This is a genomic window from Mitsuaria sp. BK037 (genome assembly GCF_014193045.1).
In the GTDB taxonomy this organism is placed as follows: Bacteria; Pseudomonadota; Gammaproteobacteria; order Burkholderiales; family Burkholderiaceae_C; genus Roseateles.
This window is the reverse complement of the sequence record NZ_JACHYS010000002.1, coordinates 259,756-284,534: the sequence shown is the minus strand read 5'-3', so window position 1 is coordinate 284,534 and position 24,779 is coordinate 259,756. Positions and strand designations below refer to the sequence as shown.

23 protein-coding genes are annotated in these 24,779 nt (G+C 67.6%); 16 read left to right on the top strand and 7 right to left on the bottom strand.

Annotated elements, in window-relative coordinates:
* The first annotated feature begins 199 nt into the window (after positions 1 to 199).
* The 7 genes from FHT37_RS25395 (at position 200) to FHT37_RS13355 (ending at position 8,919) form a co-directional block, all read left to right on the top strand.
* Entirely contained in the window at positions 200 to 940 is a 741-nt protein-coding gene (locus tag FHT37_RS25395) for a TetR/AcrR family transcriptional regulator (RefSeq protein WP_254783436.1), read from the top strand.
* Positions 941 to 991: 51 nt separating this feature from the next.
* Positions 992 to 2,782 carry an acyl-CoA dehydrogenase C-terminal domain-containing protein gene (locus FHT37_RS13380; protein ID WP_091726165.1) on the top strand — a complete coding sequence of 597 codons (1,791 nt, stop codon included), beginning with the start codon at positions 992 to 994 and terminating at the stop codon, positions 2,780 to 2,782.
* Positions 2,783 to 2,947: 165 nt separating this feature from the next.
* The gene (locus FHT37_RS13375) at positions 2,948 to 3,403 is read left to right on the top strand and encodes a DUF2147 domain-containing protein (RefSeq protein ID WP_183481990.1); all 456 of its coding nucleotides are present in this window, start codon (positions 2,948 to 2,950) and stop codon (positions 3,401 to 3,403) included.
* Positions 3,404 to 3,454: 51 nt separating this feature from the next.
* Positions 3,455 to 5,851, top strand: coding sequence for a 3-hydroxyacyl-CoA dehydrogenase/enoyl-CoA hydratase family protein (locus FHT37_RS13370; protein WP_183481987.1), 2,397 nt, complete (start codon positions 3,455 to 3,457; stop codon positions 5,849 to 5,851).
* A gap of 26 nt (positions 5,852 to 5,877) precedes the next feature.
* A complete protein-coding gene (locus FHT37_RS13365) occupies positions 5,878 to 7,092 on the top strand; it encodes an acetyl-CoA C-acyltransferase (RefSeq protein ID WP_091726153.1) in 1,215 nt (404 codons plus the stop codon).
* Positions 7,093 to 7,272: 180 nt separating this feature from the next.
* Positions 7,273 to 8,124 (top strand): alpha/beta fold hydrolase, encoded by an 852-nt coding sequence (locus FHT37_RS13360; protein ID WP_183481984.1) that lies wholly within the window; start codon positions 7,273 to 7,275, stop codon positions 8,122 to 8,124.
* A gap of 33 nt (positions 8,125 to 8,157) precedes the next feature.
* The gene (locus FHT37_RS13355) at positions 8,158 to 8,919 is read left to right on the top strand and encodes an enoyl-CoA hydratase (RefSeq protein ID WP_091726146.1); all 762 of its coding nucleotides are present in this window, start codon (positions 8,158 to 8,160) and stop codon (positions 8,917 to 8,919) included.
* Between the two features lie 78 nt (positions 8,920 to 8,997).
* On the opposite strand, the gene FHT37_RS13350 is transcribed toward FHT37_RS13355, so the two are convergent.
* Positions 8,998 to 10,338, bottom strand: coding sequence for a dicarboxylate/amino acid:cation symporter (locus tag FHT37_RS13350; RefSeq protein ID WP_099859466.1), 1,341 nt, complete (start codon positions 10,336 to 10,338; stop codon positions 8,998 to 9,000).
* Between the two features lie 171 nt (positions 10,339 to 10,509).
* Positions 10,510 to 10,965, bottom strand: a complete 456-nt coding sequence (locus FHT37_RS13345; RefSeq protein WP_091731404.1) for an acyl-CoA thioesterase — start codon at positions 10,963 to 10,965, stop codon at positions 10,510 to 10,512.
* Between the two features lie 109 nt (positions 10,966 to 11,074).
* On the opposite strand from FHT37_RS13345, the gene FHT37_RS13340 reads away from it, so the two are divergent.
* The 8 genes from FHT37_RS13340 to pyrC all read left to right on the top strand — a co-directional run bounded on the left by FHT37_RS13340 (position 11,075) and on the right by pyrC (position 19,070).
* Positions 11,075 to 12,931 carry an ABC transporter ATP-binding protein/permease gene (locus FHT37_RS13340; protein WP_183481981.1) on the top strand — a complete coding sequence of 619 codons (1,857 nt, stop codon included), beginning with the start codon at positions 11,075 to 11,077 and terminating at the stop codon, positions 12,929 to 12,931.
* Positions 12,932 to 12,942: 11 nt separating this feature from the next.
* Positions 12,943 to 13,872 carry a LysR substrate-binding domain-containing protein gene (locus tag FHT37_RS13335; RefSeq protein ID WP_091726131.1) on the top strand — a complete coding sequence of 310 codons (930 nt, stop codon included), beginning with the start codon at positions 12,943 to 12,945 and terminating at the stop codon, positions 13,870 to 13,872.
* 151 nt (positions 13,873 to 14,023) lie between these two features.
* The gene (locus FHT37_RS13330; RefSeq protein ID WP_091726127.1) at positions 14,024 to 14,917 is read left to right on the top strand and encodes an amino acid ABC transporter substrate-binding protein; all 894 of its coding nucleotides are present in this window, start codon (positions 14,024 to 14,026) and stop codon (positions 14,915 to 14,917) included.
* Positions 14,918 to 15,038: 121 nt separating this feature from the next.
* Positions 15,039 to 15,773 (top strand): amino acid ABC transporter permease, encoded by a 735-nt coding sequence (locus FHT37_RS13325; protein ID WP_091726123.1) that lies wholly within the window; start codon positions 15,039 to 15,041, stop codon positions 15,771 to 15,773.
* A 1-nt stretch (position 15,774) separates the two neighbouring features.
* Complete coding sequence (locus tag FHT37_RS13320) at positions 15,775 to 16,440, top strand: amino acid ABC transporter permease (protein WP_091726120.1); 666 nt, start codon at positions 15,775 to 15,777, stop codon at positions 16,438 to 16,440.
* 10 nt (positions 16,441 to 16,450) lie between these two features.
* Positions 16,451 to 17,185 carry an amino acid ABC transporter ATP-binding protein gene (locus tag FHT37_RS13315; protein WP_091726117.1) on the top strand — a complete coding sequence of 245 codons (735 nt, stop codon included), beginning with the start codon at positions 16,451 to 16,453 and terminating at the stop codon, positions 17,183 to 17,185.
* 296 nt (positions 17,186 to 17,481) lie between these two features.
* Positions 17,482 to 17,955 carry a hypothetical protein gene (locus FHT37_RS13310; protein ID WP_183481978.1) on the top strand — a complete coding sequence of 158 codons (474 nt, stop codon included), beginning with the start codon at positions 17,482 to 17,484 and terminating at the stop codon, positions 17,953 to 17,955.
* An 80-nt stretch (positions 17,956 to 18,035) separates the two neighbouring features.
* Positions 18,036 to 19,070, top strand: coding sequence for a dihydroorotase (pyrC, locus tag FHT37_RS13305; protein WP_091726109.1), 1,035 nt, complete (start codon positions 18,036 to 18,038; stop codon positions 19,068 to 19,070).
* Between the two features lie 64 nt (positions 19,071 to 19,134).
* Here the strand turns inward: pyrC and tehA are convergent, their stop codons facing one another.
* The 3 genes from tehA to FHT37_RS13290 form a co-directional block, all read right to left on the bottom strand.
* Positions 19,135 to 20,115, bottom strand: coding sequence for a dicarboxylate transporter/tellurite-resistance protein TehA (gene tehA, locus FHT37_RS13300; RefSeq protein WP_183481975.1), 981 nt, complete (start codon positions 20,113 to 20,115; stop codon positions 19,135 to 19,137).
* A 69-nt stretch (positions 20,116 to 20,184) separates the two neighbouring features.
* Positions 20,185 to 21,813: a 2Fe-2S iron-sulfur cluster-binding protein gene (locus FHT37_RS13295; protein ID WP_183481972.1), complete on the bottom strand. Its 1,629-nt coding sequence runs from the start codon at positions 21,811 to 21,813 to the stop codon at positions 20,185 to 20,187.
* A gap of 28 nt (positions 21,814 to 21,841) precedes the next feature.
* Entirely contained in the window at positions 21,842 to 22,393 is a 552-nt protein-coding gene (locus tag FHT37_RS13290; protein WP_147241208.1) for a carboxymuconolactone decarboxylase family protein, read from the bottom strand.
* A gap of 102 nt (positions 22,394 to 22,495) precedes the next feature.
* Here FHT37_RS13290 and FHT37_RS13285 point away from each other — a divergent pair, with 102 nt between their 5' ends.
* On the top strand, positions 22,496 to 23,392 hold the full coding sequence (locus FHT37_RS13285) for a LysR family transcriptional regulator (protein ID WP_183481970.1): 897 nt from the start codon (positions 22,496 to 22,498) through the stop codon (positions 23,390 to 23,392).
* Positions 23,393 to 23,503: 111 nt separating this feature from the next.
* Here FHT37_RS13285 and FHT37_RS13280 read toward each other — a convergent pair whose 3' ends face one another.
* Together FHT37_RS13280 and FHT37_RS13275 are read right to left on the bottom strand one after the other, a co-directional pair.
* Positions 23,504 to 24,052, bottom strand: coding sequence for a hypothetical protein (locus tag FHT37_RS13280; protein ID WP_183481967.1), 549 nt, complete (start codon positions 24,050 to 24,052; stop codon positions 23,504 to 23,506).
* Between the two features lie 17 nt (positions 24,053 to 24,069).
* Entirely contained in the window at positions 24,070 to 24,486 is a 417-nt protein-coding gene (locus FHT37_RS13275) for a hypothetical protein (protein WP_183481963.1), read from the bottom strand.
* Positions 24,487 to 24,779: the final 293 nt, after the last annotated feature.

Here is a 24,779-nt window from a genome sequence, read left to right as displayed (position 1 = left end):
AGTCACCCAGCGTCGCAGAGAAGTCCACGCCTCGAGTTCGGGTAAACCCTCGGACATCGCCCGACCCCAGCCTGCCAACTCGGGTCTGCAGCCTGGCTTTTTTAGGTCTGCACCACTAAAAAGGGGTGGGCAAGGATTGCCTTTCCGACCCGGAACTGCTCAAAATAGAACGATCGTTCGTTTTATTATTCCGGGCATCGTGTCCACCTCCCCCGTCACCGCCGCCAAGCCCGCCGCCGCCGTCGCGCGCCGTGGCGCCCGTTCGCTCCAGAAAGGCCAGCAGACGCGCGCCGCGATCCTGGACGCGGCGCTCGGGCTGGCCTCGCACATGGGGCTGGAAGGCCTGTCCATCGGCGCGCTGGCCGATGTGACGAAGATGAGCAAGTCCGGCGTCTTCGCGCATTTCGGCTCGCGCGAGGAACTGCAGATCGCGGTGGTGCGCGAGTACCACGCCAAGTTCGAGGAAGAAGTCTTCTACACCGCGATCCGCCAGCCGCGCGGCCTGCCGCGCCTGCGCGCGCTGTTCGAGCGCTGGGTGCATCGCACCTCGGTGGAAGTCGACTCGGGCTGCATCTACATCAGCGGCGCGGTGGAATTCGACGACAGGCCCGGCCCGGTGCGCGACGCGCTGGTCGGCATGGTGCGCGACTGGCACGCCGCGATCCGCAAGGCCATCCTGCTGGCGCAGGAGGTCGGCCACCTGGTGCCCGAGGCCGATCCGGACCAGGTGCTTTTCGAGATGCACGGCCTGATCCTGTCGCTGCATCACGACGCGCGCTTCCTGCGCAGCCCCGGCGCGCTCGCCCGCGCCCGCACGGGCCTGGAGCGCATCCTCGACAGCTTCGCCACGCCGGCCGGCCGCAAGGCCGATGCCCAGACGCGGCAGACGCCTCCTCACTCCGCCTCCGCGAGCCCGGCCCCGAGTCGCAAGCGCGCCTGAGCGGGGCGAGTCCCTTTCGATCCCTTCACAGAACCATTCAGGAGAGTCCTCATGCCTCAGTACACCCCGCCCCTGCGCGACATGAAGTTCGTGCTGCACGAGCTGCTGCACGCGGTCGACGAGCTGAAGCTGCTGCCCGCGCATGCCGAGGTCGACGAGGACACGATCAACGCGGTCCTGGAAGAGGGCGGCAAGTTCGCCGCGGAAGTGCTGACCCCGATCAACCTGTCGGGCGACCAGGAAGGCTGCACGCTGGACAAGTCGACCCATGAGGTGAAGGCGCCCAAGGGCTTCAAGGAAGCCTACGCGCAGTACGTGGAGGGCGGCTGGCCCGCGCTGTCGTGCGACCCGGCCTATGGCGGCCAGGGCCTGCCGGTGCTGCTCAACCAGTGCATGTACGAGATGATGAACTCGGCCAACCAGGCCTGGACGATGTACCCGGGCCTGAGCCACGGCGCCTACGAGGCGCTGCATGCGCACGGCACCGACGAGCAGAAGGCCACCTACCTGCCCAAGCTGACCTCGGGCGTGTGGACCGGCACGATGTGCCTGACCGAGCCGCACTGCGGCACCGACCTGGGCCTGCTGCGCTCCAAGGCCGAGCCGCAGGGCGACGGCACCTACAAGATCACCGGCCAGAAGATCTTCATCTCCGCCGGCGAGCACGACCTGGCCGAGAACATCGTCCACCTGGTGCTGGCGCGCCTGCCGGACGCGCCGGCCGGCTCCAAGGGCATCTCGCTGTTCATCGTGCCCAAGTTCAAGGTCAACGCCGACGGCTCGCTGGGCGAGCGCAACCCGGTCTACTGCGGCGGCCTGGAGCACAAGATGGGCATCCACGGCAACGCCACCGCGCAGATCGTGCTGGACGGCGCCGTCGGCACGCTGGTGGGCCAGCCCAACAAGGGCCTGCAGGCGATGTTCGTGATGATGAACGCCGCCCGCCTGGGCGTGGGCAACCAGTCGCTGGGCCTGACCGAGGTCGCGTACCAGAACGCCGTCGCCTACGCCAAGGACCGCATCCAGATGCGCGCGCTGTCGGGCCCGAAGGCGCCGGACAAGCCGGCCGATCCGATCATCGTCCACCCCGACGTCCGCAAGATGCTGCTGACCGCCCGCGCCTACGCCGAAGGCGGCCGCGCGCTGTCGGCCTACGTGGCGCTGCAGCTGGACAAGGCCCTGTCCAGCGACGACGCCGACGAGGCCAAGGCCTGCGAGGACGAGGTCGCGCTGCTGACGCCCATCATCAAGGCCTTCATCACGGACAACGGCTGGATCGCCACCTCGCACTGCATGCAGGTCTTCGGCGGCCACGGCTACATCCACGAGTGGGGCATGGAGCAGTTCGTCCGCGACGCCCGCATCAACATGATCTACGAGGGCACGAACACCGTGCAGTCGCTGGACCTGCTGGGCCGCAAGATCCTGGGCAACAACGGCGCGACGCTGAAGAAGTTCGGCAAGAAGATCGCCGAGTTCGTCGAGGAAGAGGGCACCAGCGAGGCGATGCAGGAGTTCATCAACCCGCTGGCCGACATCGGCGACAAGGTCACCAAGCTGACCACCGAGATCGGCATGAAGGCCTTCCAGAACCCCGATGAAGTCGGTGCCGCCGCGGTGGACTACCTGCGCGTCGTCGGCCACCTGTGCTTCGCCTACATGTGGGCGCGCATGGCCAAGCTGGCGCTGGAGAAGAAGGACTCGGGCGATCCGTTCTACACCGCCAAGCTGGCGACGGCGCGCTTCTACTTCGCCAAGCTGCTGCCGGAAACCGCGAGCCTGATCCGCACCGCCCGCGCCGGCCTGAACCCGCTGATGGAAATGGACGAGGCGCTGTTCTGAACGACAGCGTCGCGGGCGCCTCCTCGAGCGGGGCGCCCGCGTCCCCCTACGGCGGACCGGGTTCCGCCCGGCGCGATTGACGCGCCGCGACCCGGGCCCGCAACATCGCGCATCGACGCGTCCGGCACAGGGCGCGGCTGTACAGAAGAAACGGAGAGAGACACGATGAAACCGCTGTTCGCCACTGCCGTCGCCCTGGGCCTCGGACTGTCCGCCAACCTGGCGCTGGCCCAGGCCGCGACCACGCCGGTGGGCGTGTGGAAGACGATCGACGACGAGACCAAGCAGGAGCGCTCCACCGTGCGCATCAGCGAGGTCGGCGGCGTGCTCACCGGCAAGATCGAGAAGATCACCGATCCCACCAAGCAGACCGCCAAGTGCGACGAATGCACCGACGAGCGCAAGGGCCAGCCCATCCTGGGCCTGACCATCCTGCGCAACGTCAAGAAGAACGGCAACGACGCCGAGCTCTGGGACGGCGGCGACATCCTCGATCCGGGTAACGGCAAGGTCTATCGCGTCCGCCTGCGTCCGATCGACGGCGGCAAGAAGCTCGAGGTCCGCGGCTTCGTCGGCATGCCGCTGCTGGGCCGCACCCAGACCTGGATCCGCGTCGAATAAGCGACGCCAGAACCCCATCCCTACATCCCAGTGATGTCCATTGGAGAAACCATGAGTCGATTCCAAGTTCGCAAGGTCGCCGTGCTCGGCGCCGGCGTGATGGGCGCGCAGATCGCCGCCCATCTGGTCAACGTGAAGGTGCCGGTCGTGCTGTTCGACCTGCCTGCCAAGGAAGGCCCGAAGAACGGCATCGTCACCAAGGCCGTCGAGGGCCTGAAGAAGCTCAAGCCGGCGCCGCTGGGCGTGCCCGAGAACGCCGCGCTGATCCAGCAGGCCAACTACGAGGAGCACCTGGAGCTGCTCAAGGACTGCGACCTGATCATCGAGGCCATCGCCGAGCGCATGGACTGGAAGCTGGATCTCTACACGAAGATCGCTCCGTTCGTCGCGCCGCACGCGATCGTCGCGTCCAACACCTCGGGCCTGTCGATCACCAAGCTGTCGGAAGTCCTGCCGGAGTCGATCAAGCCGCGCTTCTGCGGCATCCACTTCTTCAACCCGCCCCGGTACATGTACCTGGTCGAGCTGATCAACACGCCGACGACGAATCCCGAAGTCATCGACCAGCTCGAGAGCTTCGTGACCTCGGCCGTCGGCAAGGGCGTCGTGCGCGCCAACGACACGCCCAACTTCGTCGCCAACCGCGTCGGCATCGCCGGCATGATGGCCACGATGATCGAGGCCGAGAAGTTCGGCCTGTCCGTCGACGTCGTCGACGACCTGACCGGCAAGAAGCTGGGCCGCGCCTCGTCGGGCACCTTCCGCACCGCGGACGTGGTCGGCCTGGACACGATGGCGCACGTCGTCAAGACGATGCAGGACAACCTGAAGGACGACCCCTTCTACTCGACCTACGCCACGCCCAAGGTGCTGGCGGGCCTGATCGAGAAGGGCGCGCTGGGCCAGAAGGCCGGCGCCGGCTTCTACAAGAAGGTCGGCAAGGACATCCAGCGCCTGGACTTCGCCACCGGTGAATACGTCGCTGGCGGCGGCAAGGCCGACGAGATCGTCGCGCGCATGCTGAAGAAGCAGCCCGCCGACCGCATCAAGCTGCTGAAGGAATCGAGCAACCCGCAGGCGCAGTTCCTGTGGTCCATCCTGCGCGACTCGTTCCAGTACGTGGCCGTGCACCTGAACACCGTCGCCGACACCGCGCGCGAGATCGACTTCGCCATGCGCTGGGGCTTCGGCTCGCAGCAGGGCCCGTTCGAGCTCTGGCAGGCCGCGGGCTGGAAGCAGGTCGCCGAGTGGGTGCAGGCCGACATCGACGCCGGCAAGACGCTGTCGAGCGCGCCGCTGCCCAAGTGGGTCTTCGAGGGCCCGGTCGCCGAGAACGGCGGCGTGCATTCGAAGGACGGCTCGTGGAGCGCCAAGGAAGGCAAGTTCAAGCCGCGCGCCAAGCTGCCGGTCTACGAGCGCCAGGCCTTCCCCGAATCGCTGGTCGGCGAGGGCGCGGTGGAGCCGCTGAAGGCGGGCACCGAGGAGTTCAAGAACGACGAGGTCCGCGTCTGGTCGCTGGACGGTGAAGTGCTGATCGCCTCGATCAACTGCAAGCTGCACCTGATCAGCCCGACGGTCACCGAGGGCCTGCTCAAGGCGGTCGAGATCGCCGAGGCCAAGTACAAGGGCCTGGTCATCTGGTCGCCGGACGATGTGTTCTCCGCCGGCGCCAACCTGGAAGCGCTGATGCCGGTCTTCATGAGCAAGGGTGCCAAGGGCATCGCGCCGGAAGAGAAGAAGCTGCAGGACATGATGCTGCGCGTGCGCTACGCCAACGTGCCGGTCGTGGCCGCGATGCGCGGCCTGGCGCTGGGCGGCGGCTGCGAGCTGGCGGTGCACTGCGCCCGCCGCGTCGCGCACATGGAGTCGTATGTCGGCCTGGTGGAAGTGGGCGTCGGCCTGATCCCGGGCGGCGGTGGCCTGACCTACATCGCGCGCCGCGCGGCGGAGATGGCCTCGGCCGGCAACGCCAACGCGGACATCTTCGCCTTCCTGAAGGACGGCTTCACCAACGCCGCGATGGCCAAGGTGGCGACCTCCGCGCTGGAAGCGCAGAAGCTGGGTTACCTGCTGGACAGCGACGTCATCGTCCCCAACAAGGATGAGCTGCTGTTCGTCGCCACGGCGCAGGCCAAGGCGATGGCGGACTCCGGCTACCGCGCGCCGCTCAAGGCCAAGTTCCCGGTCGCGGGCCGTTCCGGCATCGCCACCGTGAAGTCCTCGCTGGCCAACATGCGTGACGGCGGCTTCATCAGCGCGCACGACTTCCACCTGGCCTCGCTGATCGCGGACGTGGTCTGCGGCGGTGAAGTCGAAGCCGGCTCGCTGGTGACCGAGGAATACCTGATGTCGCTGGAGCGCAAGCACTTCTGCTCGCTGCTGGAGCACCCGAAGACCCAGGAGCGAATCATGGGCATGCTGCAGACCGGCAAGCCCGTGCGCAACTGATCCGAGCGGCACACAAGGAATCAATCATGAGCAAGCAAGTTCAAGACGCCTACATCTGCGCCGCCACCCGTCTGCCGATCGGCAAGTCGGGCCGGGGCTACTTCAAGAACACCCGTCCGGACGAGATGCTGTCCCGCGTGATCCAGGCCGCGATGGCCCAGGTCCCGGGCCTGGACCCGTCGGTCATCGAAGACGCGATCATCGGCTGCTCCTTCCCGGAAGGGGAGCAGGGCATGAACATCGCCCGCGTGGCGGCGGTGCTGTCGGGCCTGCCGAACACGGTCGGCGGCGTGACGGTGAACCGCTACTGCGCGTCGGGCATCACCGCGCTGGCGATGGCGGCGGACCGCATCCGCGTCGGCGAGAGCGAAGTGATGATCGCCGGCGGCGTGGAGTCGATGTCGATGGTGCCGATGGGCGGCAACAAGCCCTCATTCCCGCCCGCGATCTTCGAGCGCGACGAGAACATCGGCCTGGCCTACGGCATGGGCCTGACCGCCGAGAAGGTCGCCGACAAGTGGAAGGTGAGCCGGCAGGCGCAGGACGAGTTCGCGCTCGAATCGCATCGCCGCGCGCTGGCCGCGATCGAAGGGGGCTTCTTCAAGGACGAGATCACCCCATTCGAGATCAAGGACCGCCAGCCCGACCTGAACGGCGATGGCGTGATCGTCAAGTCGCGCACGGTCGACATCGATGAAGGCCCGCGCAAGGACACGTCGATGGAGGGCCTGGCCAAGCTCAAGCCGGTGTTCGCCGCCAAGGGCAGCGTCACGGCGGGCAACAGCTCGCAGACCTCGGACGGCGCGGGCGCGCTGATCGTGGCGTCGGAGGCGGCGGTCAAGCGCTTCGGCCTGACGCCGCTGGCGCGCTTCGTGTCCTTCGCGGTGCGCGGCGTGCCGCCGGAGATCATGGGCATCGGCCCGATCGAGGCGATCCCGGCCGCGCTGAAGCTGGCCGGCATCAAGGCCGAGGACCTGGGCTGGGTCGAGCTGAACGAGGCCTTCGCGGCGCAGTCGCTGGCGGTGCTGAATGACTTGGACGCGAAGGGCATCGTGCTGGACCGCACCAAGGTGAACCCCAACGGCGGCGCGATCGCCCTGGGTCACCCGCTGGGCGCGACCGGTGCGATCCGCGCGGCGTCGGTGATCCACGGCCTGCGCCGCACCGGTGCGAAGTACGGCATGGTCACGATGTGCGTTGGCGCCGGCCAAGGCGCGGCGGGCATCATCGAGCGTCTGTAAAAAGCGCGTCGGCCACCGCAGTCCGCTCGTCCTCGGGCAGCGAGTGCGGGTGGGGCCGGAATGATGCGGGGGGTTCCCGGAGGGACGCCCCCCGCGTCGTGGAGAGCCCGCGCCTGGCCCCACGCGGTTGGGCATCCTTCGCAGGCGCCCGCCAGCGTCTTCATCGATCGGGAGACCGCGATGATCAGTTTCCGAGCAGATGACGGTTTCGAACTCCAAGGCCACCTCTACGGCGACCCAGCGACTGCCAAGGCCGGCTTGCTGATCGCCCCCGCCATGGGCGTCGAGCAGCGCTACTACGCCGCCTTCGCGCGCTGGATGGCGTCGCAGGGCTGGCTGGTGCTGAGCTTCGATTACCGCGGCATGGGCGCCTCGCGGCCCGAGTCGATGAAGCGCTCGCTGCGCGGCCTCGACGCCGACATCCGCACCTGGGCCGAGCATGACGCCGCTGCGGCGCTCTCGCATCTCAACAAGCTGCTGGGCGACGACCGCGAGATCCACTGGCTGGGCCACAGCCTGGGCGGCCAGATCCTGGGCCTGCTGCCCAACCGCTCGCGCGTCTCCCGCGCGGTGACGGTGGGCTGCGGCAGCGGCTACTGGCGCGAGAACTCGATCGGCCTGCGCCGCTACGTCTGGTGGCTCTGGTACGTCATCGTCCCGCTCGCGCTGCCCCTCTTCGGCTACTTCCCCGGCCGCAAGCTGCGCAAGGTCGGCGACCTCCCTCGCGGGGTGATGGCGCAGTGGCGCCGCTGGTGCCTGGACCGCGAATACATGATGGGCGAGGGCGGCGACGCGCTGCGCGCGCAGTACGCCTCGCTGTCGGTGCCGATGCTCTCGCTCGCCTTCACCGACGACGAGTTCATGTCCCGCCGCAACACCGAGTCACTGCACGGCTTCTACGCCGGCGCGCATCCCGAGCTGCGCCGCATCGCGCCCAAGGACATCGGCGAGCGCCGCATCGGCCATTTCGGTTTCTTCCGCGATCGATTCGAGCGCAGCTTGTGGCCGCAGGTCAGCGGCTGGCTGGCATGATCGCGGCCATTCATTGAACGAGGAGAGTGCTCCATGAGCATCAAGACCGCCATCGTCAACGGCGTGCAGACCATCGAGATCGCACGTCCCGAGAAGAAGAACGCGCTGACCCGCGCGATGTACCAGGAGATGGCCGACGCGCTGGTCGCGGCCAACGCCGAGAACAGCGTGCGCGCGGTGCTGATCCAGGGCCAGCCGCAGATCTTCACGTCGGGCAACGACATCGAGGACTTCATGGGCAGCCCGCCGCGGGACGAGGACGCGCCGGTGTTCCAGTTCATGCGCGCGATGATCGGCTGTGACAAGCCCATCGTGGCCGCGGTGAACGGCGCGGCGATCGGCATCGGCACGACGCTGCTGCTGCATTGCGACTTCGTCTACGTGGCCGACGACGCGCGCCTGGCGATGCCCTTTGTGAGCCTGGGCCTGGTGCCCGAATTCGGTTCCAGCCTGCTCGTGCCCAAGCTGATGGGCCCGCGCCGCGCGGCCGAGAAGATCCTGCTGGGCGACCCGTTCACCGGCGAGCAGGCGGTGGAATGCGGCATCGCGAACGCGGTGCTGCCGGCCGGCGAAGTGGTCGCGCAGGCGCGCCGCGTGGCCGAGCGCTTCAACAAGCTGCCGCCGAGCGCCGTGCGCGAGAGCAAGCAGCTGATGCGCCGCGCGACCAAGGAGCAACTGCTGGAGACCATCCAGGCCGAGGCCGAGATCTTCGGTGCGCGTCTACGCAGCCCCGAGGCGATGGAAGCCTTCCAGGCCTTCTTCCAGAAGCGCCAGCCGGACTTCTCGAAGTTCTGATCGAGAGCGGCAGCCAGGCCGCTCCAGACGACACAACGGGCGCCGCGGCGCCCGTTGTCGTTCATGCACCGAGTCCGCTCACGCCGTCTCGGCCGGCCCGGCCACGCGGATCGGCAGGTCGTCCGGGTCGATGGTCTTGCCCGACAGCGCCAGGTCCAGCGCATCGTGGTCCAGCGCGCGCTCCCACTTCGAGACCACGATCGTCGCCACCGCATTGCCGATGAAGTTGGTCAGCGAGCGGCATTCCGACATGAAGCGGTCCACGCCCAGGATCAGCGCCATGCCGGCCACCGGCACCTCCGGCACCACCGACAGCGTCGCCGCCAGCGTGATGAAGCCCGCGCCGGTCACGCCCGCCGCGCCCTTGGAGCTCAGCATCGCCACCAGCAGCAGCGTGATCTGGTGACCCAGCGTCAGCTCGGTGTTGGTCGCCTGCGCGATGAACAGCGCCGCCAGCGTCATGTAGATGTTGGTCCCGTCCAGGTTGAACGAGTAGCCCGTCGGCACGACCAGTCCCACCACCGTCTTCTCGCAGCCGGCCTTCTCCATCTTCTCCATCAGCGACGGCAGCGCCGACTCCGACGACGAGGTGCCCAGCACCAGCAGCAGCTCCGCCTTCAGGTAGCGGATCAACTTGATGATCGAGAAACCGCACAGCCGCGCGACGATGCCCAGGATCACCAGCACGAACAGCAGCGCCGTCACGTAGAAGCTGCCCACCAGCATGCCCAGGTTGAGCAGCGAGGCCAGCCCGTACTTGCCGATGGTGAACGCCATCGCGCCCAGCGCGCCGATCGGCGCCGCCTTCATCAGGATGTGCACCATCCGGAACACCGGCGCGGTCAGCGCCTCGAAGAAGTTCAGCACCGGCTTGCCGCGATCGCCCACCAGCGCCAGCGCGATGCCGAACAGCACCGCCACGAACAGCGTCTGCAGGATGTTGCCGTCCGCCAGCGCGCCCACCAGCGACTTCGGGATCACGTCCATCAGGAAGCCGACCAGCGTCAGGTCATGCGTCTTCTCGACGTAGCGGTGCACTTCCTTCTGGTCCAGGTCCGCGACGTTGACGTTCATGCCGTGGCCCGGCTGCACCACGTTCGCCACCACCAGGCCGACGATCAGCGCCAGCGTCGAGAAGAACAGGAAGTAGGCCATCGCCTTGCCGAACACCCGGCCGACGCGGCTGAGCTGCGTCATGCCCGCGATGCCGGTCACGATGGTCAGGAAGATCACCGGCGCGATGATCATCTTCACCAGCTTGATGAAGGCATCGCCCAGCGGCTGCAGGGTGACGGCGAACTTCGGCTCGAAGTGACCGAGCAGGATGCCGATCACGATCGCCACGACGACCTGCAGGTAGAGATGGCGGTACCACGGCACGGAGACGACCGGCGTGGCGGAGGCGGAAGGGGACAGCATGGGGACGGCTCCGGTTGAAGGCGCCGCTGGCGCCGTCACCGGCGTGGCTCGGCACCCAGGCGGCGCAGTATCCCACCCGCATCCCGGAGCCGGCTGCGGAATCTACGTACAAACCCTGGTGGCTGGACGCCCATTCGCACGGGCCCTCGCGGGCCGGCTCGCCGCGTCCGCCTAGGCCTCGCCGATCACCCGCGACTTGCCTTCGCGATCGATCGCGACGTAGGTCAGGTTGGCCTCGGTCACCTTGACCACATGCGGATTGGCGGGGTTGCGCTCGGCGAAGACCTCGACATGCACCGTGATCGAGGTGCGGCCGATGCGGGTGACCTGTGCATAGAAGCTCAGCAGGTCGCCCACCGACACCGGCTGCTTGAAGATGAACTCGTTGACCGCCACCGTCGCGATCCGCCCGCGCGAGATGCGCGCCGGCAGCACCGACCCGGCGAGGTCGACCTGCGCCATGATCCAGCCGCCGAAGATGTCGCCGTTGCCATTGGCGTCGGCAGGCATCGGCATCACGCGCATCACCAGTTCGCGGGGGCCGATCGTCTCCGGGGAGAGCAGGCTGGACGTCGAGGCGGGCGCGGTCGGCGCCGCGGGGGCATTGGGGGCGGTGGAGTCGCTCATGATCGGCAAACGGTGACAATGGCCGGCATTGTCGTCCAGCATGTCCGGCCCCGCCAGCGCAGGCGCCGGACCCGAGGCCCGACCCCACGACAGTCCAGCCCCTTCGTCCATGCGCCGCTCCACGCTCGCCGGCACCTCCGCGCCGACCCCCGTCCCTTCGTCCTCCACCGCGCCCGAGTCCCGGGGCGACTGGCACACCATCGGCCGCCTGCTGCCGTATTTCTGGCGCTACCGCTGGCGCGTCGGCCTCGCGCTGGCCTTCATGATCGGCGCCAAGCTGGCCAATGTCGGCGTGCCGGTGCTGCTCAAGCAACTGGTGGACAGCCTCGACCTGCGGCCCGGCAGCGCGCAGGCGCTGATGGTCGTGCCGGTGGGGTTGCTGCTGGCTTACGGGATGCTGCGCCTGTGCACCTCGCTGTTCACCGAGGCGCGCGAGCTGATCTTCGCCAAGGCGACGGAGGGCGCCTCGCGCAGCATCTCGCTGCAGGTCTTCCGCCATCTGCATGACCTGAGCCTGCGCTTCCACCTCGAGCGCCAGACCGGCGGCATGACCCGCGACATCGAGCGCGGCACGCGCGCCGTGCATGCGCTGATCTCCTACTCGCTCTACAGCATCTTCCCGACGCTGGTCGAGGTGGTGCTGGTGCTCAGCCTGCTGGCGCTGAAGTTCGACGTGCTCTTCGCCTGGATCACCGGCGCGGCGCTGGTGTTCTACATCGGCTTCACCATCGTGGTCACCGAGTGGCGCACCAAGTTCCGCCGCCAACTCAACGAGCTGGACTCGCACGCGCACAGCAAGGCGATCGACTCGCTGCTGAACTACGAGACGGTGAAGTACTTCAACAACGAGGACTTCGAGGCCGCCCGCTACGACCAGAGCCTGGAGCGGCTGCGCCGCGCGCAGCTGAAGTCGCAGACGACGCTGTCGCTGCTCAACAGCGGCCAGCAGGTGATCATCGCGGTGGCGCTGGTGGCGATGCTGTGGCGCGCGACGCAAGGCGTCGTCGCCGGGCAGATGAGCCTGGGCGACCTGGTCATGATCAACGCGTTCATGATCCAGCTCTACATCCCGCTGAACTTCCTGGGCGTGATCTACCGCGAGATCAAGCAGAGCCTGACCGACCTGGACAAGATGTTCGGCCTGCTGGCCCGGGAGCGCGAGGTCGCGGACGCCCCCGGCGCCCAGCCGCTGCGGGTGGCCGGCGCGTCGGTGCGCTTCGAGGACGTGCACTTCGCCTACGAGCCGCAGCGGCCCATCCTCAAGGGCGTCAGCCTGGAGATCCCGGCGGGGAAGAAGGTCGCGGTGGTCGGCCCGAGCGGCTCGGGCAAGAGCACCCTGGCGCGGCTGCTCTACCGCTTCTACGACGCGCAGTCCGGCCGCATCGCGATCGACGGCCAGTCGATCGCCGAGGTCACGCAGCACAGCCTGCGCCGGGCGATCGGCATCGTGCCGCAGGACACGGTGCTGTTCAACGACACCATCGCCTACAACATCGCCTACGGCCGCCCCGAGGCGACGATCGAAGAGATCGAGGCCGCGGCCAAGGCCGCGCACATCCACGCGTTCATCCAGGCGCTGCCGCAGGGCTACCAGACCATGGTGGGCGAGCGCGGGCTCAAGCTGTCCGGCGGCGAGAAGCAGCGCGTGGCCATCGCGCGCACGCTGCTCAAGGATCCGCCGATCCTGATCTTCGACGAGGCGACCTCGGCGCTGGACTCGCGCAACGAGCGCGCCATCCAGGCCGAGCTCGAGGCCGCCGCGCGCGACAAGACGGTGCTGGTCATCGCGCACCGGCTCTCGACGGTGGTCGATGCCCACGAGATCCTGGTGATGGAGCAGGGCGTCATCGTCGAGCGCGGCACCCATGCGGCGCTGCTGGCGCGGCGCGGCCGCTACGCGCAGATGTGGGCCCTGCAGCAGGATGGGCAGGACGCGGCGGCGACGTCGGCGGCCCCTCACGGCTAAACTCCCGCGCCGTGGAAACCAAATGGCTTGAAGACTTCGTGAGCCTGGCGGAGACGCGCAGCTTCTCCCGCTCGGCCCAGCTGCGGCATGTCACGCAGCCGGCGTTCTCGCGCCGCATCCAGGCGCTGGAGGCGTGGGCGGGCGTCGATCTGGTCGACCGTTCGTCCTATCCGACGCGTTTGACCGCGGCCGGCGAAACCCTGCTGGGCCAGGCCGTGGACCTGCTCGGCAACCTGCAGGCCACGCGCAACATGCTGCGCAGCCACCAGTCGGCGGGGCAGGACATGATCGAGTTCGCCGTGCCGCACTCGCTGTCCTTCAGCTTCTTCCCGCACTGGCTGATGGAGCTGCGCCAGCGCTTCGGCGAGGTGAAATGCCGGCTCAACGCGCTCAACGTCCATGACGCGACGCTGCAGCTGAGCGAAGGCAACTGCGACCTGCTGGTCGTCTACCACCACCCCAGCCAGCCGCTGCAGCTCGATCCCGAGCGCTACGAATCGGTCTCGCTCGGCCACGAGACCCTGGCCGCCTATGCGAAAGCTGACACAGGCGGCGCGCCGATGTTCCGGATTTCCGGACACCCGGGCCAGAAGATCCCCTTCCTCAGCTACGCGTCCGGCGCCTACCTCGGGCGATTGGTGGAGCTGATCGTCAAGGACGCCGCGCAGCCGCTCAACCTGGAATCGGTCTTCGAGACCGACATGGCCGAGAGCCTCAAGGCCATGGCGCTGGAGGGCCACGGCCTGGCCTTCCTCCCGGCGAGCTCGGTGAAGAAGGAAGTGAAGGCGCGCCGCCTGGTGCGCGCGGCCGAGCCGGGCCAGTACGAACTGAACATGGAACTGCGGATGTACCGCGAGCGCCAGGGCTCGGCGCGCCGCGTGAAACCGGTCGCGCAGGCGCTCTGGAATTTCCTGACGCACGCCGCCGCCGGGCAGGCATGAAACCTGCATATGTAAGCCGTGCAACACCTCGAGATGCGTGATACTCCCTACCCTGCAAAGCAGCCGCTCATGGTCTGCTCTGCCGGTTGGGCGGCTCACCGGTCGAGCCTCCCTCGAATCCGCTTTTGAATCCGAACAAGCAGGAGCAACTATGAAGAAGGCATTGCTAGTCCTGGCCCTTGGCGCGGCGTTGGTTGGCGTGGCGCAAGCCGACACGCTGAAGAAGATCAAGGACACAGGCAGCGTGACCATGGGCGTGCGCGAGTCCTCGGGCGCGCTGTCGTACACGCTCGGCGACGGCAAGTACGTGGGCTACCACGTCGAGATCTGCCAGCGCGTGCTGGCCGACGTGCAGAAGCACCTGGGCCTGTCCAAGCTGGACATCAAGTACCTGCCGGTGACCTCGCAGAACCGCGTGCCGCTGGTGCAGAACGGCACCGTGGACATCGAGTGCGGCTCCACCACCAACAACATGACCCGCGCCAAGGACGTGGCCTTCGCCGTCACGACCTACGTCGAGGAAGTGCGCATCGCGGTGAAGGCCGATTCGGGCATCACCTCGATCGCCCAGCTCAACGGCAAGACCGTCGCGACCACCACCGGCACCACCTCCGTCCAGCTGCTGCGCAAGCACGAGCGCGCCAACGGCGTGGACTTCAAGGAAGTGCTGGGCAAGGACCACGCCGACAGCTTCCTGCTGCTGGAGTCGGGCCGCGCCGACGCCTTCGTGATGGACGGCCAGATCCTGGCCGGCAACATCGCCAAGTCGCGCAATCCGGCGGGCTTCAAGATCGTCGGCGAAGTGCTGTCGGTCGAGCCGATCGCCATCATGATCCGCAAGGACGATCCGGCCTTCAAGAAGGCGGTGGACGACAGCATCAAGGGCCTGATGAAGTCTGGCGAGATCGCCAAGCTGTACGACAAGTGGTTCATGCAGCCGATCCCCCCGACCAACACCAAGGTGGGCCTGCCGGCGACGGCGGCGACCAAGGACGCCTGGGCGAACCCGAACGACAAGCCGGTCGAGGAATACGCCAAGAAGTAAGCACGGTTCCCTGAGCGCAAGGCGCCCCGCGGGGCGCCTTGTCGCAAGGGGGCGACCGGAGACTGGAAGGGCCGCGGCAGCGCATGCGGGCGGCCCTTCGCATTGATGGATGGAGCACGCCATGGCGAGCTGGGATTGGCAGTTGTACTGCACAGACATGGTGACCGAGGAGGTCGCGCCGAAGTGTTTCGGCGCCCCCGGTTATGAGACTTACCTGGACGCGATGATCCACGGCTGGGGCTGGACGATGTTCGTCTCGGTCCTGGGCCTGCTGGTCGCGCTGGTGGCCGGATCGCTGATCGGCATCCTGCGCACGGTGCCCAACAGGAAGCTGGCGATGTTCGGCGAGGCATGGACGGAGCTGTTCCGGAACATCCCGCTGATCGTCCAGCTCTTCATCTGGTATCACGTGATCCCGCGCCTGTTCCCGATCCTGGACCTGCCGCCCAGCGTGCTCGTCGTGATCGCGATCGGCCTGTTCACCTCGGCGCGGATCTCGGAGCAGGTCAAGGCCGGCATCCTGACGCTGCCCAAGGGCCAGCGCTACGCCGGCCAGGCGCTGGGTCTGACGCTGCCGCAGACCTATCGCCATGTGCTGCTGCCGATGGCCTTCCGCATCGTCATTCCGCCGCTGACCAGCGAGAGCATGAACATCGTCAAGAACTCGGCGGTGGCCTTCGCGGTGAGCATCCCCGACCTGGCGCAGTTCGCGCTGCAGGCGTCGGAGCAGTCGAGCTTCGTGCAGATCTTCCTGCCCGTGACGCTGCTGTACTTCATCTCGGCCTATGCGATCAACCGCCTGGCCAAGGTGATCGAGTGGTACGTGCGCGTGCCCGGCATCCTGGGGGCGAAGTGACATGACGCAACTCGACTTTTCGTTCCTGACCTGGGAGGTCCTGTCCTCCTTCGTCGCCAAGGGGCTGTGGTTCTCGATCCAGCTGACCTTCTCGGCCATGATCGGCGGCATCGTGCTGGGCACGATCCTGGCGCTGATGCGGCTCTCGGGCAAATGGTGGCTGGAGCGGCCGGCGGCGATCTACGTCGACACGCTGCGCTCGATCCCGCTGGTGATGGTGATCCTGTGGTTCTTCCTGCTGATCCCCTACATCGCGGGGCCGCTGGGCGCGGAGAAGACGGCGCTGATCACCTTCACGCTGTTCGAGGCGACCTACTACTCCGAGATCATGCGCGCGGGCATCCAGTCGGTGCCCAAGGGCCAGGTCTTCGCGGGTTACGCGCTGGGCATGAACTACAAGCAGACCATGGGCCTGGTGGTGCTGCCGCAGGCCTTCCGCAACATGCTCCCGGTGCTGCTGACGCAGACCATCGTGCTGTTCCAGGACACGTCGCTGGTCTACGCGATCGGTGCCTACGACCTGCTCAAGGGTTTCGAGGTCGCCGGCAAGAACTTCAACCGGCCGATGGAGACCTACCTGGTCGCGGCCGTCGTCTACTTCGTGATCTGCTTCAGCCTGTCCATGCTGGTCCGCCGGCTGCAGAAGAAGATCGCCATCATCCGCTGAGGTCCGCCCCATGATTGAAATCAAGAACGTCTCCAAGTGGTACGGCCCGTTCCAGGTGCTGACCGATTGCTCCACGACCATCCAGAAGGGGGAAGTGGTGGTGGTGTGCGGCCCGTCGGGGTCGGGCAAGTCCACGCTGATCAAGACGGTCAACGCGCTGGAGCCGATCCAGGCGGGCGACATCGTCGTCGACGGCACCAGCCTGACGGCGCCCAAGACCAACCTGCCCAAGCTGCGTTCGCGCGTGGGCATGGTGTTCCAGCACTTCGAGCTGTTCCCCCACCTGTCGGTGACGGAGAACCTGACGCTGGCGCAGGTGAAGGTGCTGGGCCGCAACATGGCCGACGCCAAGACCCGCGGCCTGAAGATGCTGGAGCGCGTGGGCCTGATGGCCCACAAGGACAAGTTCCCGGGCCAGCTTTCGGGCGGCCAGCAGCAGCGCGTGGCGATCGCCCGGGCGCTGTCGATGGACCCGATCGTGATGCTGTTCGACGAGCCGACCTCGGCGCTGGACCCCGAGATGGTGGGCGAGGTGCTGGACGTGATGGTCCAGCTGGCCAATGAGGGCATGACCATGATGTGCGTGACGCACGAGATGGGCTTCGCCAAGAAGGTCAGCCACCGGGTGATCTTCATGGACGCCGGCAAGATCGTCGAGGACTGCACCCGCGACGAGTTCTTCGGCAACCCGGACCAGCGCTCGCCGCGCGCCAAGGACTTCCTGGCGAAGATCCTGCAGCACTGATCGCGGGCGCCCGAGGGCGTCCCACGCACGGCCTCGAAGGCCCGCCCCGCAAGGTGCGGGCCTTCTTCATTCCGGCTGTCCACGACGCCCGCGCGATGCTCACTCGTCCACGGCATGGATGTCCAAAAGACTCCTGGTCGAGGTCAGTGACGCGCGAGCGTCGCCTCCCAACAATCGACGTCTTCGCGATCCGACTGCACTGTGCGGCGAGTCGCACGGCGCGTGGCGGCATCGTGCGGGAATTCGCTCATGGGCCGGATCGTGCTCCGATTCGAGGCGGCAGGGAGGTGTGGTTGATGAGCACATGGCACAAGGTTCAAGGGAGGCCGAAGGCGCAAGCTCGCCGCCCAGGCTGGAAATCGAAGGAGGACTTCGTGACGCGAGTCGAGCACGATGCGAAGAACGATGCGCTGCTGCAACTGGTTCGCGCCGAGTGGGCCATGTTGCGTTCAGACATTGCGACGTTTCGTGGCGATATGGTGGAGCGCCTCGGCAAGGTCGAAGGCGAGATCACCGGCATCAAGGGTCAGATCGATGGCTTGAAGGGGGAGATCCAAGGCATCAAAGGGGAAGTGGAGGGGCTGAGGGGGTCGTTGACGACCACGCAATGGGTGGTGGGCACGGCGATGGCGCTGATGGCGATCGTGACCCAGGTGCCCAGCATCATCTCGGCCTACCGTTTCCCTCCTGCCGGAAACAGCGCCATTCCTGCACCGAGTTCGTCGTCGACGGTGCCAGTCAGGCCCGCCGGCGCAGCCAGCGCGCCGTAGCCGGCCAGCCGCATGGCCCTTGGCGGCGACGACGCAGGCGCGCGAGGTCTGTCGATGACCCGGTGCGACAATCCCGCCCCATGAGCGAAACCCTAGTCCTGACCCGCCCCGACGACTGGCATGTGCACCTGCGCGACGGTGCCGCGCTGCAGAGCGTCGTTCCGTACACCGCGCGCCAGTTCGCGCGCGCGATCGCGATGCCCAACCTGAAGCCGCCGATCACGACGGCCGAGCAGGCGCAGGCCTACCGCGAGCGCATCCTCGCCGCCGTGCCCGCCGGCGTGGACTTCGAGCCGCTGATGACGCTCTACCTGACCGACCGCACGCGCCCCGAGGAGATCGCCGCCGCGAAGGCGGCCGGCGTGGTCGCGCTCAAGCTCTATCCGGCTGGCGCCACGACCAACAGCGATGCCGGCGTCACCGACATCCGCAAGACCTACGCCACGCTCGAGGCCATGCAGAAGGCCGGCCTGCTGCTGCTGGTGCATGGCGAGGTCACCGATGGCGACGTCGATGTCTTCGACCGCGAAGCCTTCTTCATCGACCGCGTGATGACGCCGCTGCGCAAGGACTTCCCCGAGCTGAAGGTGGTCTTCGAGCACATCACGACCAAGGAAGCCGCGCAGTACGTGACCGCGGCGGACCGCTTCACCGGCGCGACGGTGACGCCGCAGCACCTGCTCTACAACCGCAACGCGATCTTCATGGGCGGGCTGCGGCCGCATTACTACTGCCTGCCGGTGCTCAAGCGAGAGGAGCATCGCCTGGCGCTGATCCAGGCCGCCACTTCCGGCAGCCCGAAGTTCTTCCTCGGCACCGACAGCGCGCCGCATGCGTCGGTGATGAAGGAGAACTCGGTGTGCGGTGCCGGCTGCTTCACCGCGCTGTCCGCGCTCGAGCTCTATGCCGAGGCCTTCGAAGCCGCGGGCGCGCTCGACAAGCTCGAGGCCTTCGCCAGCTTCCATGGCGCCGACTTCTACGGCCTGCCGCGCAACACGACGCAGGTCACGCTGCGCAAGACCGAATGGACGCTGCCCGAGTCCGTCCCCTTCGGCGAAGCCGCGCAGCTCAAGCCGCTGCGTGGCGGCGAGGCGCTGCGCTGGAAGCTCGACTGAGCGCGACACCGCGGTCCACCGCGGCGTCAGGACGCGCCGCGGCGCGCTGCTGATTCACCCCGAATCAACTGGCCGCCGGCGCCACCGGCGCGGGCGCGCTGGCGGACGCCGGCTTCGGCCGCAGCGCCCACACCACCGAAGCGATCGAGAGCCCGGCGATGACCAGGTTGCTCATGGTGAACAGCACCGGCGCGAGCGTGGTGAAGACCGGGTCGTGGCCGCGCTCGGCGAAGCGCATGGTGCCGGTGGAGATCGCGGTCGCGCCGAAGGTGAATCCCCAGTACGACAGCGTGAACGGCTGGCGGATCCACGGCATCAGCCGCAGCACCATCAGCGCCTGCACGATCGCGTAGCCCAGCAGCATGCGGGCGATGAGGTCCGGCGGGCCGACGGTGACGGCCGCGTAGGCCAGCAGCGCGACCGCCGGCGGCGCCATCTGGATGCCCACCGTCGGGCGCAGCGCCGGCGGCAAGGGATCGACGGTCAGCAGGCGGCCCAGGATGATGGACTCCTGGACGATCCAGGCCAGCACGCCGGCACCGAAGAACAGCTGCCCCCAGCTCGGCCAGCCGAGCGCCGACAGCGCGATCGCGGACACCAGGTTGGCGCCGACCGTGGGCAGGTAGAGCACGGGCGTCGTCGTCTTCGGGTCGCGTCCGCCGCGCCACTGGCCGCCGTGGCGCCACAGGCCGAAGAGCAGCGAGGCCGCCGCGCCGAGCAGGATCAGCGCCGTCCCCACGCCGTGCGCATGCGGCAGCACGCCGATGCCGGCGAGCATGGTGGCCACCGGCACGAGTGCGATGAAGCAGCAGAGGATGGGATGGGCGGCCTCGGCCAGGGCCTCCTCGCGCGCGGCGATCCACTTGATCGCGAATCGGACCAGCAGCACCGCCCACACCGTCACCGCGACCGCCATGACCGACTCGCCGATCCAGGTGGGGAAGCCCCACAGTCGCGAGGCCACGCGCCAGCCGTTGCCCAGGCCGGTCAGGCCCAGCACCATGCTGAAGTAGGAGGCGGGGACCGCCCATCGGGATGCGTTCATCGGGGTGCTCCTGCGCGCGCCGCGGCCGGCGAGGTCATGGGACGAGCGCACTGTAGCCGTGAACATCGCTCAGAGCTCGAGCGTCAATTCATCGCCGTCCGCTCTCGAGACGCAGACGCACATCAACCGCTGATCCGATTTCTGCGCGTCGGTGAGCACGTCGTCGCGATGCGCGGGCGTGCCGGCGACCACGCGCGTGGCGCAGGTGCCGCAGTTGCCGATGCGGCATGAGGCCGGCACCCGCACGCCCTGCGCTTCGGCGACCTCGAGGATGGAGCGGTCCTTCGGCACGAGCAGGTCCTTGCCGCTGCGGACCAGGTGGACGACGAACTCGCGGTCGCCGGGCTTGGCGCGCTCGACGCTGAACTTCTCGGCGTGAACGCGCGCGGCGCTCACCGCGGCCTCCCGCGCGGCCGCCGACACCGCGTCGATCAGGCGCCAAGGTCCGCAGACGTAGACATGATCGGTCTCGCCCAGGCCGAGCATCAGCGCCTGGACGTCGAGGCGCTGCCCTTCGTCCTTCGCGTGGACCTTCACGCGCTCGCCGAAGGCGTCGACCAGCTCACCCAGGAACGGTGCCTGAGCCCGCGAGCGCACCGCGTAGTGCAGCTCGAAAGCCGCGCCTCTCGCGACGAGCGCATGCGCCATCGCCTTGATCGGCGTGATGCCGATGCCGCCGGCGATCAGCACCGCTCGATGCGCCGTCTCGGCGAGCGAGAAGAGCGCCCGCGGCATCGAGGCGTTGAGCCGCAGGCCGAGCCGGAAGTCCTCGTGCACGGCCATGGAGCCGCCGCGTCCCTCGGACTCGCGCTGCACGGCGATTTCGTAGGCATCGCTGCGATGCGGGCTGGACGCGATCGAGTAGCTCCGGGTCGAGTCGGTGCCATCGGCCAAGCGCACGGGCAGGTCGAGGTGGGCGCCGGCGACCACCGCCGGCAGCGGCGAGCCGTCGGCGGTCCTCAACTCGAAGGCCCTCACCGATGGCGTGAGCTGGCGCACGCCGGAGATCGTCAGCGCGAGCGGCCCGTCGCCAAGCGATGGCGGCGGCATTGACGCCGACGGCGTCTGCGAAGCGGCCAGCGCCGCCTTGGCGTCGCTCAACTGCGCTTTCAGCTTCTGCACCTGCGCGCGCAGCGGGGCGGTGAGCGACGCAACCTCGGCCTCGGTGAAACGCGGCGTGATGTGCTGCGGACAGTTCCAATCCCAACCCTCGATGCGGATCAGGAAGGCGCGCTCGACCGTCGCGCCATAGGCCGGATCACTCACCGCGGCGATGGCCGCGTCGCCCTGCGGGCTGACGCCGGCCTCGACCAGCTCCACGCGTCCGAGCAGCTTCAGCCGGCGCCGATTCGGATAGTCCACGACGATCATCGAGAGGCGGTCGTCCTTGCGCAGGTTGCCGACGCTCAGGTACTGCACATTGCCGCGGAAGTCCGCGAAGCCGATGGTCCGCGAATCCAGCACCTTGAGGAAACCCTTCGGCCCGCCGCGGTGCTGCACGTAGGGCCAGCCGGTCTCGCTGACCGTGGCCTGGAAGAAGTGGTCGGCCTCGGCGAGGAACTGCGCCTCGCGGGGCGTCAGCGCTTCGCCGCGGTCGCTCATCGTGTCGAGGAAGGCGTACTGCTCGCGGCTGCCTTTCTCCGCCTGGACCTCGCGGACCGTCGGGGTGAAGGTGATGTCCGAATAGGCGCGTCCCATGATGAGCTCCCGGTGAGGATGCGGACCTTCAGGCCGCGGTCGGCAGTTCGAGCTTGACGCTCGGGAAATCGATCTCGACCAGGCTGGCCTTGCCCAGGATGTTGGTCAGGAAGTTCATGCCGACGTGCGTGATGATCTCGACGATCTGCGCCTCGTCGACGCCGGCGGCACGCAGCTCGGTCAGCTCCAGCGCGGACACCTCGCCGCGCTTGTCCATCAAGCTGCGCGCGAATTTCAGGATCGCGGCGGAGGTGTCGTCGTCGCTGGTGCCGGCGCGGGCCGCGGCGATCTCCTCGGCCGACAGGCCGGTCTTGCGCCCGATCGCCGTGTGCGCGGAGACGCAGTACTGGCAGCCGTTCTGCTGCGCCAGCGCCAGGGCGATGCGTTCGCGGTCCAGCGGGTCCAGGCTGCCGCCGTTGGCGATGCCGTACAGGCCGAGGAAGGCCTGGAGCGCGGTGGGCGAGTTGGCGAAGACCTTCAGGAAGTTGGGGACCATGCCGAGCTGGCCCTGGATCGCGTCGAGCAGGGCTTTCTGCTCGGGCGTGGCGGTGGCGGGTTCGACGACGTGGATGCGGCTCATGGCGGTTCTCCGGTGGGTTGAGGGTGAGCGGATGGTGGCCCTCGCGCTCCGCGGAGAGAATCGGCGCGGCTGGGAAATGACTCTTTCTGGATCAGAAAAGATATGGACAAGCTCGATGCCATGGCCATCTTCGTGGCCGTCGTTCAGGAGGGCGGGTTCTCCGCGGCGGCGCGGCGGCTCGGCGTGTCCGCGCCGGTGGTGACGCGCGCGGTGAGCGAGCTCGAGGCGGCGATGAACGTGCGCCTGCTGCTGCGCACCACGCGCGTGGTCAAGGTCACCGAGGTCGGCGAGCGCTACGCGCAGGACTGCCGGCGCGTGCTCGGCGAGCTGGAGGAAATCGAGCAGGCGGCGAGTGGTTCGCACGGCGCGGTGCGCGGCAAGCTCGTCGTCAGCGCTTCAGTGATGTACGGGCGGCTCAAGCTGAACGAGGTGGTGCTGGCCTACCTGGCGCGTTATCCGGAGACCGAGGTCGAGTGCCGTTTCCTGGATCGCAATGTCAACCTGCTGAGCGAGGACGTGGACGTGGCGATCCGCATCGGTGACCTGCCGGATGCTTCCTTCCACGCGACGCCACTGGCCTCGGTGCGGCGCATCCTGTGCGCGTCGCCCGCGTACCTGAAGCAGCGCGGGACGCCGAAGCAGCTGAAGGATCTCGCGAAGCACTCGGTGATCGCGGCGCTTGGGCTGGAGCCTGGATCGGAGTGGAAATTCCGTGAGGGCGCGGGCGTGGACGCGCCGATCGTCGCCGTGCCGATACGCGCTCGACTCGCCACCAACAGCAATGACCACGCCATTGCGGCGGCGTGCGATGGGTTTGGCGTCACGCGAGTGCTGTCGTACATGGTCGAGGAGCAGATCGCTTCAGGCGCGCTCGTGGAGGTGCTCCCGAAGTGCGCGCCACCCGCCGTGCCGGTGCAGGCGCTGCAGCATCAGGGGAAGCGAGCGTCGCGCAAGGTGAGGGCGTTCATTGACCTGGCGGTGGAGAGGTTGAGGGGGTAGGGCGCCGCCGCGAGCGGGCCACGTGGACGACCGGCGGCTTGACCGGCGCGAAGCGGCGGGGCTTCCACTCGATGAAAGGCCTGGACCGAGTCCTCGGTACGCTCACTCCGGTCAAGGGGCCAGTAGTGTTCCAAGGAACGCGAGCAGCAGAAGTGCGCCCCCGGGAATCACGGCCAGCCAGTCCCAGCCGCGTACGGACGCATTGCGCTTGTGGAGTGGGCTCACCTGCGCATTCAACCTGTTCGCGCACGCCTGCACGGGAAGGAGGAATGCGAAAGCGAGCAGCGAGAGCCACCAGTACGGATCTGGAAGCTTCCAGAGCAAGGTGGCGACGATCCAACCGACGGCCAAGCTCCCGGCGGCGAGGGGCGAGCTGCCATTTTTCTCGATGTCGTAAGCGCGAATCCGGGAAAAGCACTGGTAGCAATAGAAGAGCGCGACCAGCGCTCTCAGCGCCGGTGCGATGTTGCTTTGCTCCCGGTGCCTGATGCATCTCCAGTTGCGATAGAACCAGTAGATCTCATACAGGCCGAGCGTGCAGACGCTCATGACGACGAGCTTGGACAGCGAGACGGCAAAGAACGGGGGCTCCGAGGACGCCTGTCGGGAAGGAAGGTCTGCGACTTGGAAGTCTGGAGATGCGTACGGGTTCGCGCTCATGAGTGGTCGGATGGCGATCAGGGCCGAGTGGCCCATGGTTGAAGCGCCGTCTTCAATTGGGCCCAGGCGTCGGGCCTGAAGCGCTCCTTGGCGAGTATGGCGACGCGAGGCTTCAGCGGCGAGGTCCACTTGATGGCAATGCCAGCGTCACGCACGGTAAGCGCGACGATGTTCCTGCGCTGAACCCGCACCGTCGACTTGCTGTCCGTGAAGGCTATCTCATCTGCGCCAAGCTCGACCTCCCGCCACCGGCCACGCGATGCGATTGCCCAGAGAGACAGGGCGGAGAACGAGACGGCAACGCCGGCGATGAGCACCGCTGAGTAGTTGCTCCACACGGCGAAAGCCGTCCAACAGGCAACGGGTACCAGCAGGCGTATAGCGGCCAAGGCGATGGCGGAGCGAGGAGCCTCAGCCAGAAATCGGATGGTCATGGGGAAGAGATCGTGGAGTCGGTTTCTCGCGACGCGTGGAACCCATTCAGGAAACGAGCGCCGGGCGCGGGATGATGCGTGAGCAGGCTCGCATCGGACTTCCAGATATTCCCGTATCGATGCGGTCTCCAAGCGAGATCTTCCGAATGGCCTCGGCGCGCGGAGATGACAGTGGCACTGCCGCCATGGAACGTCGACTAGTGGGCGAGTCGGACAGAGAGCCTGAACGATTGAACATGGCGCGACGAAGAGATGGAGCAAGCCGGTAAGAACTGGGAGGCCCAATCGGGCGG